We start from the raw sequence: 13,747 nt of genomic DNA, 5'->3' as shown, positions 1-13,747 counted from the left end.
CTCACCTCCGTTCCATCGACAGGTCCGTGAGGGCCTTGTCCAGGGCCTCGATGCCGGCGTTCGCGGTCAAGGTCCATTTCCGCAGCAGCGACCTGCCCTGCCGGTCGCAGTCGTCGATCTGTTTCCTGGCGATCTCCTGCGCGGCGGTGACCCGCTGCTCGCGGACGATCATGAGGTTCTTGGCGTTGAAGTGCTCGATGACCGCCAGGACGGCTCCCAGGGCGAGGACGCCGAGCACGAGACGTACGTCGCCGACCAGGACCAGGGCCAGGACCGCGACGAAGGCGGTGATCGCGGCAAGTCCCAGGCGATAGCGCCGCTGGACCGGGTTCATGCGCGCCACGTGCTCGCAGCGATCCTGGGCGACCAGCTCCCGCCCGCCTGACCGGGGATTCTCGATCTCCAGGGTGTTGTTCCAGTTGCCCAGGCGGAGCGGATGCTGGATGGGACGGATGCGCAACGCCTCGGCGGTCACCTCACGGCCCGCCATGAGGATCCAGTTGCGGGCGCACGCCAGCGCGAACTGCTGGGCCTGCGGGCCGATCCCCGACTCCGCCGGATTGAACGCCGCCAGCGTGAGCAGCGTCGCGAAATCGACCGTCTCGGCGTAGGGGTCCTCGCTTCCGGTGACCTTCCCGTCCTTCCGGCTGATGGCCTGTTCCAGGGCGTAGATCTCGCGCTGTAGCTCCAGCTCGTCGGGTTCGAGGGTCTCGATGAGCGTACGCAGGGCCCGCCGCGCGTGTGACCTGCCGTTCGGCCTGGCCTCCAGCGGCCGGCGGAAGCGCTCCGACAGGTACATGGCGGCCCCCTGGCAGGCGCTGGCACACCGCCAGCCCTCGCGCACGTTGTCCCAGTGCTCGTGCGACATCTCCTGCAGGGTGGCGTAGTCCGATCCCGGGAAAGGGAGCGCGTGCCGTAACAAGTAGTCGCGGGAGATGTGCAACTGCTGCTGGTTGATGGCGGAGGTCGGCTCCCGATCGCGAACCCAGCGCGCCAGCGCCTCACTGGCGTACGAGCGCGCCTCGTCACCGAGCTCCTGTTCCGCCAGCGCGTCGAGAACGCTGAAGAACCCCCTGTCCAGCGCGAACGAATCGACCTTGTCGAGATACAGGTTCATGTGCGTGGCCGCCCTGCTCCAGTAGTCGGCGGCCTTGTCGCTCCCGCTGCCGGCCAGTTGCGAACAGACGAGAGCCATGAACAGGTCGGTCTTCGCGGGATCCTGACCCTGCATTTCCGCGTACGCCTGGGCCAGGCTCAGCGCGCGGTCCCGCAGGCGGTCGGCGCCGGTGTATTCGGCGGCCACCGCTCGGAGGGCGCTGGCAAGCCAGTAGTCCGTATTGACGATCGCCTGCTCACTGGCGAAGCGGTGCAACGTGTCCTCGTCGATCACCTGGGCGCGTATCGAGGCGGCGGTCAGCTCGCCCACCAGGCCGACCGCGATCCGGCGTACGGTCTGGCGCGGGCCGAAGGTCCGCCTCATCCTGGACTCCAGCCGGTCGCGCTCGTATCTCAGATCGGTCAGCCGTGCCCCGGCCCTGAACTCGGCACCCAGCCTGGACACGTCGTCCTTGAGGTCGGTGATCTGCTGGGACACCTCCTGGTACGTGTGCGTCAGCTCTTTGGAGAGATCACGCTTCACCACCGCGAGCTCACTGCTCAGTTCCACTCTCGTCAGCCACGTGGGGCCGCTTAATTCGCCTTCGGACATGCAAGCCTCCCCCCCGCGCAATTCTCCGGGCGATCAACCGCCCGATCACATCGGCACGCGAGTGACTCTTTGTTATCGCCGGCGGGTGAGCCGCCATTTCGGCGGGCGGAGGCGGCCCCGCGGGATGAACGTTCCCGCGGGGCCGCCGTCGTCCGTTGCCGGCGGGGTCAGGATTCGAGGTCGCCGCCGCCGTCGCAGTGCTGGACGTCCCATCTCCCGGTCCGGTAGCTGTAGCAGTAGTAGCAGTCACCCCGCCACATGCACTGCTGCTTGGTCACGGTGGTGCCGTGGGCGAGGCGCTGGGCCGACGCGCAGGCGCCGGGGCCGGCGGCCTGGGCGGCGCCGGTGACGAGGAGCGTGGACGCCGCCAGCGCGGCGGAGATGAGCAGACGTCTGAGCATCAGAGATCACTCCCTGAGGTAGGACCGAATCCCCGATTCCACGGGGACGGCGGGCGTCGGTTCCGAAACTCGGGATTACGCCGATGCGGCGCTGGACACCATTCAGGCTAATCGCGGTACGAAAAGCACGGTCCCAGTCGGCGGCAAAACATAATTTGTCACCCGCCGGGATGGTCCGCCGCCGATTCGCAGGGTGTTCCGAGGGAAAGTCCGGTGTATTTTCCGGCGAAGGTGAGGATGTCGGCGGCCAGGGCGCGTTCCTTGCTCGCGCACGATCCGGCGTGAGCGCTCTCCGGTTCGCGGCGCAGCAGGACGGGACGGTCGCCGCTGGTGGCGTACTGGAGGGCCGCGCACATCTTGGTGACGTGGGCCTCGCCGGTCAGCAGGTCGGTGACCGCGCCGGCCAGCAGGAAGGCGGGGTAGTCGGTCCCCGGGGTGACGTGGTGGTACGGGGAGTAGGCGAGCAGCCACTGGAGCTGCTCCGGCTCCGCGGAGGTGCCGAACTCCTCGGTCCAGGTGCCGCCCAGGCCGAAGCGCTCGTAACGCACCATGTCACACAGCGGGCCGTCGGCGATGACGGCGGCGTACAGGTCCGGGCGCTGCATGGCGGCGGCGGTGACCAGCAGCCCGCCGCCGGACATCCCGTAGCTGGCCAGTTGGCCGGGAGTGGTGAGGCCGGTGCGGACGAGCCAGCTCGCGGCGTCGTTGAAGTCGCTGATCGCCCGCCGCTTGTACGGTCCCCGCCCGGCATCGTGCCAGTCCTGGCCCTCCTCGCCCCCGCCACGTACGCAGGCGACGGCGTGAATCCCGCCGGCCTTGACCCAGGCGGCGGCCATCGGCGAGAACAGCGGGCGCATCGCCATGCCGAAGCTGCCGTAGCCGTGCAGGAGCGCGGGGCGGGGGCCGTCGAACTCCTCGGACGGCATGAAGAGGAACAGGGTGATCTCGGTGCCGTCCCCGGCCGGGTACCGGATGGTCCGGCTGCGGATGGTGGAGTCGGGCCTGATCGCCGCGCACGTGACCTCCGGGGCCACGTCCCCCGTGGCGGCGTCGTAGCGGTAGACGGTCGCCGGTGTGGCGGCGTCGCAGTAGCTGAACCACAGGTGGCGTCCCCGGGGGACCTCGGTCTGCAGGGACGACGCCACGCCCACGCCGGGCAGGGGCACGGTGCCGAGCGGCCGGCCGTCGGCCAGGTCGTGCGCCGTGAACGTGGAGACGCCGTGGCGGGCGCGTGCCACCAGCAGCAACGGCTTCGGCAGCGCCGGATCGTCCAGGACCAGGCAGTCGTCCAGCGGGGCCCGAGGGTCCTCGGGCACCAGCGTGCGCCAGGCCGACGGGTCGGTGTCGTGCCTCGACGCCGTGCAGATTCGGCCGCACGGGGCCTGGTAGTCGGTGACCAGCAGCAGGTCGCCGTCCGGCAGGAACCGCGGCAGGACGCGGGCCTGGGTGGAGCGTCCGTCCACCGTCTTCACGAAACGGGGGGCCGCCGGTTCGGTCAGTTCGGCGATCCACACGTCATTGTGCGGGGCGGGCCCGTCCGACACCGTGATCGCGAGGTGGCGGCCGTCGGCGCCGGCGGTGAGGCCGTAGTAGCAGTCGGGGGCATCGGCGCCGCCGAACACCACGAGGTCGGACTCGGGCGGGAAACCGATCCGGTGCAGCAGCACGCGCCGGTGCAGCCGCTGGTCCTCCGGCTCCAGCTCCTCGTCCGGGACCCGGCTGACGTAGTAGAAGGCGTCCCCGCCGGGCAGCCAGGCGAGCGAGGTGTTGCAGGCGCGCGGCAGCGGGCCGTCCGTCACCTTGCCGGTACGGGTGTCCAGCACCACGATGTCGCTGGCGGGCCGCTCGGCGACCTCCAGCTGAACCGCCACCCGATCGCCCTCCCGCGAGGGCCACCAGGTGTAGAGCCGCGTCCGTCCTGAGGGGTCCAGCTCCACCGGGTCCACCAGCACGCGCCTGTCGCCCATGCCGTCGACCACGACCAGGCGGCGCTGCTCGTCCTCACGCAGCTGCTCGGCGATGAACATGAGCGATCCGCGCACCAGCGGCGGATCGGAAACCCCGAAGGTGGAGAGCTCCTCGATGACGGACCGCCAGCGCTCGGTGTCGGGCCATTCACCGCGATGCGCGGAGAACAGCTCGTCCTGCTGCGCCGCCCAGGCCCGCACCAGCGGGTCGGCACTGGCTTCGAGCCAGCGGTAGGGGTCGGAAACCGGGTAGCCGAACAGGTTCTCCGTAGCGCCGTCGCGCTGAGCCTGCGGATAAAGCGGTCGCGCCATTGAGCCGTCCCTCCCGTCGCATCGGAGTGCCGCGGCCGAATGACGACCGCGGCACCCGTCTTACTCAGGCTCGCTCACCGAGCACGACGGCGTCGTACCAGCGACGAACGCCCGTGCGCGGAGCGGGTCGGTAGGCTGCGTCTGGCAGATATCCGTACATGACTACCCCCAAGATCTGCTCGGGATTTGTCCTGACGGTGGGCCCATGCCCGGGCCATTGCGCTCCGCACCTGTCGCCGGATAAATTCGCCCGCTTTGATGCTTTGCCGTTTTTTGCGGCGAAGGCGCCGCGTCAACCGAAGGAAATGCACAGCTTATGCATCCGCATTTCGCGGGTCATCCGGTGGTTCACCGGCAGGCGCCTTCGGCAGCGCCGGGCCATGCCCGAGAACAGGACGTGCCTCGTATCGGCTCGGGTCGGACCGGCTTGTCTAGACGCGCTCAGAAGCGCCTGCCGATGATGGATGAGAAAGCGCGATCGCCCTGTGCGATTGCGTATCCGAGAGGAGACGGCCTATGTACGCCGGATTCGCAAGTCCCTATCCTCGCGACCGTGAGCGCTATCGTTATCGCGACCGTGAACGCTACCGTTACCGCGACCGCTACCGTCACCGCCGTCGTCACTACGACTGGGACTGACGTCAGCGCAGATCTCCCAAGTCTCGCGATGTGCTGACCCATGGCCGATGGCCACGGAGAAATCCGGGACCATCCCTCAGGTCAGACCTTCCCGGGGCGGTCACCACGGCCGCCCCGGGAAGCGAGTCGCGCATGAATCCACCCATTCCAGTCGGTTCCGATCGACGTTGACGCGCCACGCGCCGGGTGGGCGGTCGCTGCCCGTCCGGCGCTGGCTAAGCTGCGCGCATGGCACGGATTCTCCTCTTGCACTCGATGTACGGCCTGCGCCCGCACGTTCACCAGGCAGCCGACAGGCTGCGGGCGGCCGGGCACGAGGTGCACGTCCCCGACCTGTACGACGGCCGGGTGGTCGACACGCCCGAAGAAGGGCTCGCGATCAAGGAGGAGATCGGCCGGGACGAGCTGCTGAAACGCGCCGTGGCCGCCGCGGCCCCGCTGTCCGCCGGCGGCCTGGTCTACGCGGGCTTCTCGCTCGGCGCGGCGATCGCCCAGAACCTCGCCCTCGGCGACGAGCAATCCCGCGGGCTGCTGCTCATGCACGGCACCTCGGACATGCCTGACGGCGTCGCGGCCGACGACCTGCCGATACAGCTGCACGTGGCCGACCCCGACACCTACGAGCCCGTCGACTGGCTGAACGCCTGGTACCTCGGCCTGCGCCGGGCCCGGGCCGACGTGGAGGTCTTCCGCTACCCGGGCGTGGGCCACCTGTTCACCGATCCCGACCTGCCCGACTACAACGCCGAGGCCGCCGAACGGGCCTGGAGGATCGCCCTGGACTTCCTCGCCGGCCTCTGACCGGGCGCCGGCCGTGCCGGGCTCAGGACTCGTCGCAGGCCGCAGGGCAGAACCTGACCTCGGGGTAGCGCGATGACGGCTCCTCCAGCAGGGGTTGTCGTTCGGATTTCAGGTGCTGGTCGAGGAAGGCCGCCACATACGTGCGGGTGAGCTCGGCGGCGCGGGCCGCGGGCAGCACGCCCGGCAGGGGCTTGATGCCGAGGGCGTCCGACAGCAGCCGCGTGTCGGTGAAGGACTGGTGCTCGGCGCCCGACAGCACGAGCCAGCGCTTCCACCCGGTCAGCAGCTTCCAGTCGCGGTCCCAGGAGTTGTCGTTGCCCCCGGGAACGTGCTCCCGCGAACCGATGAACATGAACGGCCGGGAGAGGCCGCTCTTGGGGATGCGGGCGTAGGTGGTGCCGTCCATGTCGATGCCGGCGCGTATGCGTGGGTCTTTGACCATGGCCGCCATGGTGCTGGCCCCGCCGATCGACTGGCCCACCATCGCGATCCGTTCGCGGTCGATCAGGCCGGCGTGCTTCCCCGTGGAGGTCAGCTGGTCCAGGACGAAGGAGACGTCGGCGGCCCGGCCCTGGACCAGCCCCGCGCCGAAGCCCGGGTCGGTGTCGCTGTCGCAGGCCAGGCATTCGGCGATCCGGCCGTCGGACAGGGTGGTCGCGTAGCTTTCGTAGGTGTGGTCGATGCCGGCCACGACGTACCCGCGGCTGGCCAGGTCCTCGGCCAGGGACGTGAGGGTGCTCAGCGGCTTGGTGAAGCCGGGGGAGAGCACCACCAGCGGACGCCTGCGCCCGACGGGGTCGGCGTCCTGGACGGCGTTGGTTCGCGTCTTGCTCAGCGTGTCGAACGGCGCGCTCGCGATTCCCGAGCCTTTCAGGAGCAGCTCCGACTCCTTGGCCGTCATGTACGGGGCCCGCTGTCCGTCGCGCTGTTCGGTGGGATACCACAGGGTGACCTTGAGTTCGCGGGCGTCGGCGTCGAGGTCCCAGGGGTCGGGGCGGCTGGTGTCCGTCAGATGCAGGACGGTGGTGCCGACCGGATGGTCACCGGTCGGGGCGGGGAGGGTGGCGGGGCCGGCGGGCGTGGCCGGTGGGGCGTCGGCTCGGGGTGGTGAGGGGGCGGAGCAGCCGGACGCGGCCAGGACGGCCAGCCCCGCGGCGACGGCCAGGATCTGTCTCATGGGGAGGTCCGTTCACGTGTGCAGCAAGGTCAGGGCCTTGGCCAGTACGGGGTCGCGCCCGGCGGCCGCGTCCCCGGGGGTGAGGGGTACGTGGTGGTCGGGCGGCACGCCGATCCGGTCGATGACCTCGCGATCGGGTCCCAGGTGGTGCCTGGCGGGGAAGCTCAGGAGGGTGTTGTTGGCGAGCAGGTAGGGCTGGGCCGGGCCGGAGATGACGCCGGCGGTTCTGGTGCCGACCAGCCGGCCGAGGCGCAGGTCCTTGACCGCGGAGCTGAAGTGCTCGCACGCCGAGGCGCAGTCGCGGTCGATGAGCACGACCAGCGGCAGGTTGAGCAGCTCGACGGTGTCGTCGGTCGGCGTGGCCTGGCAGGTGCCGTTCACGGTGCACTGGTAGGCGGTGTTCTTGCCGTGAGTGAACGCGCTGAGCAGCCGGGTGGCCTCCGCGGGGCTGCCGCCGCCGTTGCCGCGCAGGTCGAGCACGACACCGGACAGCGTCCGGCCGGTACGCAGCCTGGTGACCGCGCGTAGCACCCGGTTCGCGGAGTCGGGAGTGAATCCGGTCATCCGTACGTAGGCGACGTCGTCGTCCGCCAGTTTCGACCGCACCACCTGCAGACCGGCCAGGTCCCGTGGGTAGAGGCCGGGCTTGAGCGAGACCGTCCACCGGCGGCCGGTGTCCTGTCGTAGCAGCCGCAGACGTACCGGGCGAGTGTCGGGGTATTCGGGGTAGAGGGCGGCGATCGCGGGGGTGGTCCTGCCGTCGAGGAAGGGTGCCATTCCGTTGATCGATTCGACGATGTCGCCGGGGCGTAGTCCGGCGGCTTGGGCCGCGCCGCCCTCCACGGTGGTGACGAACAGCGGTGGGAGGGTGACGCGGGGGTCGTCGTTCCTTGGGGGAGCGCTGACGTTCGCCCTGAGCCCCAGGCCGTAGCCGTCGCCGTCGTAGTAGTCGGGCGGCCGTTCGGGTTGGCCTGCCCAACGGGCGTGGTTGTCGCCGAGAGCGGCCACCATGGCCTCCAGCGTGACGATGGCCAGGTTGTCGCGCAGGTCGGGAACCTGGTCGGTGATCTTCCGGTAGGCGGCCTCGAAGGCGGTCCAGTCGGCTTTGCGGTCGCCGGTCAGCGCCGGCATGGTCGCCTCCGGCAGGTCACGGCCGTCGCGGTTGATCTCCTGGGTCAGGGCGAGGAATCCGGCGGTCAACAGGGAGCGGGCATCCAGCGTCGGGCCGCTGTAGTAGTTGCCGAGGATGCAGAAGTACGCCTGTTCGATGACGTCGATCGTGGTGGGCGTCTCCGCTTCGGGGCGACCCTGGGGCGGCGCGCAGACCGTACCGCCTGTCGTGGCGGCCTGGCCGCGTGGTGGTGCCGGCGGGCTGCAGGCCGCCGCCAGCAGGAGGGCGAGTCCGGCGACGGCGATCCTGACGACGGTCATGACAGGCGTCTCCGGATCCACCAGAAGGAGAACCAGGTGAGGCCGAGGGTGAGCAGGGCGTAGATCCCGGTCTCGAGCCACTGGAAGGGCCAGAAGCGTTCAAGGGGATGGAAGGTGGCCTGCTGCCGGTAGCCGAGCCGGTTGATCTCGGCCATGCACCCGTTCATCCCCGGGGGGCCCGCCTGCGGTGCGCAGGGTCCCGACGTGGTGGAGACCGGGACGGCTCCCACGATCGTCGAGGACGGCCCGTCGTCGCTGCTTCCGGCGCTCCTGCGGCCGGACGGCTCGACGAACTCGCTGGACAGGACCCAGGCGCCCGGGTGGCCCGGCACGGCCGAGGTTCTCAGGAAGATTTGCAGGGATCCGCCTTTCGGCGCGCCCATGCCGTCGACGTTCTCCCGGCCGAGCTCGAAGGTGCCGCTGACCGGGGGCATCAGGTGGGGACGGACCAGCAGAGGCATGGCGAGCTGGATCGCGGCGAAGGCGGCCAGGGTGAGGGCCATGGCGGGCAGCGTGCGGCGTACCAGCATGCCGACGGTCACCCCGAGCACGAAGGCGAAGGCCGCGTACCCCATCGGGGCGATGCCGCGTGCGCCGAACACCACGGGGGCCATCTGCGCCAGTTCCGGTACGGCCGACCTGTCCAGGGGGTCGGACCACCAGGTCACCAGGAGGCCGCACAGCCCGGCGGCGGCCATGGCCGCCAGCCCGGTGAGCGCCAGCTTGACCGCCAGCCAGCGGCCACGGGTGATGCTCTGGCTCCACACCAGCAGATGCGTGCCCGCGTCCAGCTCCCGGGTGATGAGCGGCGCTCCCCAGAAGAGCCCGACCAGTCCCGGCAGGAGCAGCACGACGAGGCTGACGGCCAGGAACGGGGTCTGGTACTCGTCGAAGAAGCGGTCGAAGAATTCGAAGCAGGTGCCGTCCGGGGTGCAGTCGGCGATCCCGGCGGCGTAGCGCGAGGCCAGGCCCGGACCGGTGAGGGCCAGGGTGGCGGCGAGCACCACGAGTACGGCGGCCATCATCGTGACCGAACCGCGGAACTGGCGCCAGGCCAGCCAGATCATCGCTGTACCTCCAGGTCGGCCCGCCGGGCGCGGGCGGGACGCTTGTCCATGTGGGCCAGGACGAGGTCCTCCAGGCTGAGCCGGGTGACCGTCCAGGCGGGATCGAGGATCGGGCCGTCGGTACGGACGACGTACGTGCTCTGCCGGTCGGTGTGCCGGGCGGAGACCACGTGCTGGCCGGCGGGCAGCGTGCCGGGGTCGCGGCGCGGGCCGGTGAGCCGGTGATGGGTGGCCAGCAACTCGTCGGTCTCGCCGATGACCTGCACGCGCGAGTCGACGAGCACGATCAGGTAGTCGCAGATCCGTTCCAGGTCGGACACCAGGTGGGAGGAGAGCACGACGCTCAGCTCGTGCTCGACGGTGGCCTCCATCAGGCCCTGGAGGAACTCGCGGCGGGCCAGCGGGTCGAGCGAGGCGACCGGCTCGTCCAGGATGAGCAGTTCGGGGCGTTTGGCCAGGCCCAGGGTGAGGGCGAGCTGGGCGCGCTGGCCGCCGGACAGCTTGCCCGCCCGCTGGGCGGGATCGAGGTCGAGCGAGGCGATGCGTTCGCGGGCCATCGTGTCGTCCCAGCGGGGGTTGAGCCGGGCTCCGAGCCGCAGGTGGTCGGCGATGCTGAGCCCGGTGTAGACGGGGGTGTTCTGAGCCACGAACCCGACCCTGGCCAGCTGCTCGGGACCGGCCGCTGGGCGCTCGCCGAGCACGGTGATGCGGCCCGTCGTGGGCTCCAGCTGGCCGCCGGCCAGTTTCAGCAGCGTCGTCTTGCCCGCGCCGTTGGGGCCCACCAACCCCACGACGTGGCCCTTCGGGATGTCGATGGTGCAGTCGCGCAGCGCCCAGCGCTTGCCGTATCTCTTGCCCAGTGCCTGGGCTTCTAAGGCGGAAGTCACGCTATGTCCTCCTGAGCGGTGGTCCGAAAGGTCGTCATGAAGAGGGCCTCGATGCTCTCGTCGTCGAGGCCCGCCCGGCGGGCCTTGGCCAGCCAGCGCCGCAGCTCCAGCCGTAGCGGGCCGTGCGCGGCCAGCGAGGTGTCAGTGAGCGTCCTCGTCACGAACGTCCCCACCCCCGGCCGGGCGGCGGCCAGGCCCTCGTGTTCGAGCTCCCGGTAGGCCTTCAGGACGGTGTTGGCGTTGATCGCCAGTTGCGCCACGACCTCCTTGACGGTCGGCAGCTGGTCACCTTCGCGGAGCAGGCCGAGCCGGAGCGCGTGTCGTACTTGCTGGACCAGCTGCAGGTACGGCGAGACACCGGACTTCGCATCCAGAAAGAACTCGATCACCGGTTACTCCATTTATCTAGATTGCTAGCACTTTAGATAGTCCCATGTATGGAACGGATAAGGAACGGGATCACCGGGGCCGCGGTCGTCACGGTGACGTACGTCACCTTCGGCGCCGTCACAGATCGCCCGGCTGCCAGGTCCGGATGGGTGTAACCACCGACTACGGCAAGGAGCCCCATGGAACCCCGCCTGAACCTCTCCGGCAGTCCGGTCGCGGTCAAGGTCATGAAGCACCTCATCTCGGCGAGCAGGGTGATCGCGGACTCGACGGTGCCGCTGACGACGCGGGTGGTCACCGCCTGGCGGGAGGCGACGGTCTTCACCGAGGCGGAGCGGGCCGCCCTGGAGCTGGCCGAGCAGGGCACCCGGATCGCCGACGCGGCCGGTGGGGTGCCCGACGAGGTCTGGGCGAACGCGGCCAAGCACTACGACGAGGACCAGCTCGCCGCCCTGGTGTCGCTCGTCGCCGTGATCAACGCCTTCAACCGCGTGAACGTCGTCGTCCAGCAGCCCGCCGGCGACTACCAGCCGGGCCAGTTCGGCTGACGGGCCTGGCCGGTGGCAACCGAGGGTGTCTGATGCACGCCGTCCTCCACGTGGTGGCGGCGTCGGTCGGCTGCGTCCTGGCCCTTGCCCCGGCCCTGCTGCCCGCCCTCCTGCCCGCCACGAGGCCGGCCAGGAGATGGCCGCACGTCGTCATGGCGCTCGGCATGGCGGTCGGGCACCTGGGCGGCGTGTTCTGCTCCGTCGCGGTGCCGGCGCTGCTGACCGCCGGCTGGCTCTGCGGCTCCCCCTCTCGCCGCGCGGAGACCGGCCATCACATCCAGGACTTCGTGCTCACGTCCCTCCTCCTGACGCTGACGACGCTGAGCGGCCCCACTCTCCCCGGCGCCGCCCCCGGTGCCGCGTACGGCGGCGGTGGGTCAGGGCACGCGCACGGCGGTGGGTCGTTGGCCACGGTGGCCCTGGTCATCGGGCTGGCCTGGACCTGTGCCGGGCTCATCCGCATGCTGCCCGAGCGGGGCGCGGATCGAGCGACGCTCGTTCAGGAGATGTGCTCGGCCGGCATGGCGGCCAGCATGACCTTCATGGCCGCGCCGGCCTTCTGAACACCGTCCCGTTCGCGGCCTACTCATCGGATTCCCTTCACGGAGGCCGGCCAACCCGACCGGCGCCCTCGGATCCGCGCGGCCGGAGCCGGAGTCCGGCCGTGGCGGTGGGGCGGAGGCTGGCCGTGGCGGTGGTGGCGGTCTGGGCCAGGAGCGCGCCGGACAGCACGATCAGCCCGCCCACGATCTGGAACGCGCCCAGCGCCTCGCCGACCAGCGCCCAGGCGATGATCGCGCCCGCGATGACCTCCAGCGACGCCATGGTGACCGCCACGGCGGCCGACAGCCGCCGCACCGCGTGGACCCCCAGGATGTATCCCGCCACGGTCGCGACCAGCACCATCCACAGGTACGCCACCAGCACAGGCAACGGCCGAGCACCCCCGACCGGCATGGCGGACCCGGTGAACGCCTCCCACGGGATGCCCCACGGCCGCGCGAACGGGACCAGCACCACGGTCGCCCCCAGCAACCCCCAGGCGATCAGCCCGAGCGGGTCCACGTCGTCGCCGAAGCTCTCGTTCATCAGGAAATATCCGGCGGAGCACGCCCCGGCCAGCAACCCGAGCAGCAGGCCCAGCGCGTCCAGCCGTACCTCCTGCCAGACCTCGATGACGATCCCGAGGCCCACGACGGCGACGACCGCGCCACCGTAGGCCGCCCGCGCCAGCCGGGTCCCGCGGACCAGCCGTACCCAGGCCACCACCATCACCGGCGCCATGGAGACCAGCAGCAACGCGATCCCCACCGGCAGGCGGGTGATCGCGACGAAGTAGAGCGCCTGGACCCCGGCCACCGCCACGGCCGCGTACAGGCCGACGAACGGCAGCCTGGAACGGCGGATCCGCAACGCCCGCGGCCTGGCCACGGCCAGCACCGCCACCAGCAGCAGCCCGGCGCCCGCCATCCGGACCCAGACGGCCTGGATCGGGGTCAGCCCGGCCGCCATGAGGTATTTGGCCATCGGCCCGGAGAAGCCGAAACAGCACGCGGACGTGAACGCGAGCGCCGCCCCCGCGTACCTCATCACCCACCCCACCTGCGCCGTAACCACCGTTGAGTGGGTTCGACAGTGGCATGCCCGTTGTCCGGGACGCAACGGAATAACGCCGGCGGGAACAAGGGGACGGGCGCAAAGATCGCCGCAGGTCTACGATCGGGATCGTGGAGCTGTGGGAGCGTTCAGCGACACTGGAACTCCTCGAGGGCCTGCTGGTCGAGTCCACCCGGAGCGGGCGGGTGGCGGTGGTGGCCGGCGAGGCGGGCATCGGCAAGTCCGTGCTGGTCACGGAGTTCGCCCGGCGGTGCGGGGCGAAGGCGCGGGTGCTCTGGGGCGGCTGCGACCGGCTGGTCACCCCGCGGGCGCTGGGGCCGCTCCACGACATCGGCCGCCAGAGCGGGGGAGTCCTGGCCGAACGGCTGCGCGCCGGTGCGGCCCAGGAGGAGATCTTCGCCGCCTCCCTGGAGGAACTGTCGGGCACGCGAGGGCGATCCCATCCCGTGGTCGTGGTGGAGGACGCGCACTGGGCCGACGAGGCCACCCTGGACTGGCTGGTCTGGCTGGGACGGCGGATCGGCCGGTTACCCGCGCTGCTGGTGGTGACCTACCGCGACGACGAGGTGGGGGCCGAGCACCCGATCAGGGGCGCGCTGGCCGCCCTGCCGAGCGCCCTCGTCCGGCGCGTACGGCTGCGCCCGCTGTCGCACGGCTGCGTGGCGGAGCAGGCGGGCCGGGCGGGGCGGGACCCGGCGATGGTCTACCGGCTGACCGGCGGTAACCCGCTGCTGGTGACCGAGCTGCTCGGGGGCGAGGGCCCGGCGGTGCCGAGCACCGTACAGGATCTGATGCTCGACCG

The 13,747-nt window shown here is 70.7% G+C and carries 12 protein-coding genes and 1 pseudogene; 4 read left to right on the top strand and 9 right to left on the bottom strand.

Translation table 11 applies throughout. From position 1 onward, the window contains the following. Position 1: 1 nt before the first annotated feature. From BLS95_RS35395 to BLS95_RS35385, 3 genes are all read right to left on the bottom strand, one after another. Positions 2–1,642: a hypothetical protein gene (locus BLS95_RS35395; protein ID WP_143043990.1), complete on the bottom strand. Its 1,641-nt coding sequence runs from the start codon at positions 1,640–1,642 to the stop codon at positions 2–4. Between the two features lie 233 nt (positions 1,643–1,875). Beyond that, positions 1,876–2,109: a hypothetical protein gene (locus BLS95_RS35390; protein ID WP_090941728.1), complete on the bottom strand. Its 234-nt coding sequence runs from the start codon at positions 2,107–2,109 to the stop codon at positions 1,876–1,878. Between the two features lie 158 nt (positions 2,110–2,267). Beyond that, positions 2,268–4,388 (bottom strand): prolyl oligopeptidase family serine peptidase, encoded by a 2,121-nt coding sequence (locus BLS95_RS35385; RefSeq protein ID WP_090941726.1) that lies wholly within the window; start codon positions 4,386–4,388, stop codon positions 2,268–2,270. Positions 4,389–5,255: 867 nt separating this feature from the next. Here BLS95_RS35385 and BLS95_RS35380 point away from each other — a divergent pair. Then, complete coding sequence (locus tag BLS95_RS35380) at positions 5,256–5,828, top strand: dienelactone hydrolase family protein (RefSeq protein ID WP_090941723.1); 573 nt, start codon at positions 5,256–5,258, stop codon at positions 5,826–5,828. 22 nt (positions 5,829–5,850) lie between these two features. Here BLS95_RS35380 and BLS95_RS35375 read toward each other — a convergent pair whose 3' ends face one another. From BLS95_RS35375 to BLS95_RS35355, 5 genes are read right to left on the bottom strand one after another with little or no spacing between them, the layout of a single operon-like run. After that, entirely contained in the window at positions 5,851–7,005 is a 1,155-nt protein-coding gene (locus tag BLS95_RS35375) for an alpha/beta hydrolase family protein (RefSeq protein ID WP_090941720.1), read from the bottom strand. 12 nt (positions 7,006–7,017) lie between these two features. Then, the gene (locus BLS95_RS35370; RefSeq protein WP_090941718.1) at positions 7,018–8,436 is read right to left on the bottom strand and encodes a S41 family peptidase; all 1,419 of its coding nucleotides are present in this window, start codon (positions 8,434–8,436) and stop codon (positions 7,018–7,020) included. Then, positions 8,433–9,503: an ABC transporter permease gene (locus tag BLS95_RS35365; RefSeq protein ID WP_090941716.1), complete on the bottom strand. Its 1,071-nt coding sequence runs from the start codon at positions 9,501–9,503 to the stop codon at positions 8,433–8,435. The genes BLS95_RS35370 and BLS95_RS35365 overlap by 4 nt, the downstream gene beginning before the upstream one ends. After that, positions 9,500–10,390 carry an ABC transporter ATP-binding protein gene (locus BLS95_RS35360; RefSeq protein WP_090941714.1) on the bottom strand — a complete coding sequence of 297 codons (891 nt, stop codon included), beginning with the start codon at positions 10,388–10,390 and terminating at the stop codon, positions 9,500–9,502. Before BLS95_RS35360 ends, BLS95_RS35365 begins: the two co-directional genes overlap by 4 nt. Next, the gene (locus BLS95_RS35355) at positions 10,387–10,779 is read right to left on the bottom strand and encodes a GntR family transcriptional regulator (RefSeq protein WP_090941712.1); all 393 of its coding nucleotides are present in this window, start codon (positions 10,777–10,779) and stop codon (positions 10,387–10,389) included. The genes BLS95_RS35360 and BLS95_RS35355 overlap by 4 nt, the downstream gene beginning before the upstream one ends. Before the next feature lie 180 nt (positions 10,780–10,959). Here BLS95_RS35355 and BLS95_RS35350 point away from each other — a divergent pair, with 180 nt between their 5' ends. Both BLS95_RS35350 and BLS95_RS35345 read left to right on the top strand, forming a co-directional pair. Further along, on the top strand, positions 10,960–11,328 hold the full coding sequence (locus BLS95_RS35350) for a carboxymuconolactone decarboxylase family protein (RefSeq protein WP_090941710.1): 369 nt from the start codon (positions 10,960–10,962) through the stop codon (positions 11,326–11,328). A gap of 32 nt (positions 11,329–11,360) precedes the next feature. After that, positions 11,361–11,891, top strand: coding sequence for a hypothetical protein (locus BLS95_RS35345; protein ID WP_090941708.1), 531 nt, complete (start codon positions 11,361–11,363; stop codon positions 11,889–11,891). A 37-nt stretch (positions 11,892–11,928) separates the two neighbouring features. Here the strand turns inward: BLS95_RS35345 and BLS95_RS35340 are convergent, their stop codons facing one another. Then, positions 11,929–12,918, bottom strand: coding sequence for an EamA family transporter (locus BLS95_RS35340; RefSeq protein WP_090942015.1), 990 nt, complete (start codon positions 12,916–12,918; stop codon positions 11,929–11,931). Between the two features lie 137 nt (positions 12,919–13,055). Between BLS95_RS35340 and BLS95_RS58295 the strand changes: the two are divergent. After that, positions 13,056–13,481 (top strand): annotated as a pseudogene (locus BLS95_RS58295) (ATP-binding protein); the annotation flags it as partial. Between the last annotated feature and the right edge of the window lie 266 nt (positions 13,482–13,747).

The sequence above is a fragment of the Nonomuraea jiangxiensis genome (genome assembly GCF_900099965.1).
GTDB classification, from domain to species: domain Bacteria; phylum Actinomycetota; class Actinomycetes; order Streptosporangiales; family Streptosporangiaceae; genus Nonomuraea; species Nonomuraea jiangxiensis.
This window is presented reverse-complemented; position numbering and strand designations above follow the sequence as displayed.

Coding starts and splice junctions, on each gene's coding strand:
- BLS95_RS35385 (WP_090941726.1), bottom strand. CDS start 4,388: ATGGCGCGACCGCTTTATCCGCAGGCTCAGCGCGACGGCGCTACGGAG.
- BLS95_RS35340 (WP_090942015.1), bottom strand. CDS start 12,918: ATGAGGTACGCGGGGGCGGCGCTCGCGTTCACGTCCGCGTGCTGTTTC.
- BLS95_RS35380 (WP_090941723.1), top strand. CDS start 5,256: ATGGCACGGATTCTCCTCTTGCACTCGATGTACGGCCTGCGCCCGCAC.
- BLS95_RS35350 (WP_090941710.1), top strand. CDS start 10,960: ATGGAACCCCGCCTGAACCTCTCCGGCAGTCCGGTCGCGGTCAAGGTC.
- BLS95_RS35390 (WP_090941728.1), bottom strand. CDS start 2,109: ATGCTCAGACGTCTGCTCATCTCCGCCGCGCTGGCGGCGTCCACGCTC.
- BLS95_RS35345 (WP_090941708.1), top strand. CDS start 11,361: ATGCACGCCGTCCTCCACGTGGTGGCGGCGTCGGTCGGCTGCGTCCTG.
- BLS95_RS35375 (WP_090941720.1), bottom strand. CDS start 7,005: ATGAGACAGATCCTGGCCGTCGCCGCGGGGCTGGCCGTCCTGGCCGCG.
- BLS95_RS35370 (WP_090941718.1), bottom strand. CDS start 8,436: ATGACCGTCGTCAGGATCGCCGTCGCCGGACTCGCCCTCCTGCTGGCG.
- BLS95_RS35365 (WP_090941716.1), bottom strand. CDS start 9,503: ATGATCTGGCTGGCCTGGCGCCAGTTCCGCGGTTCGGTCACGATGATG.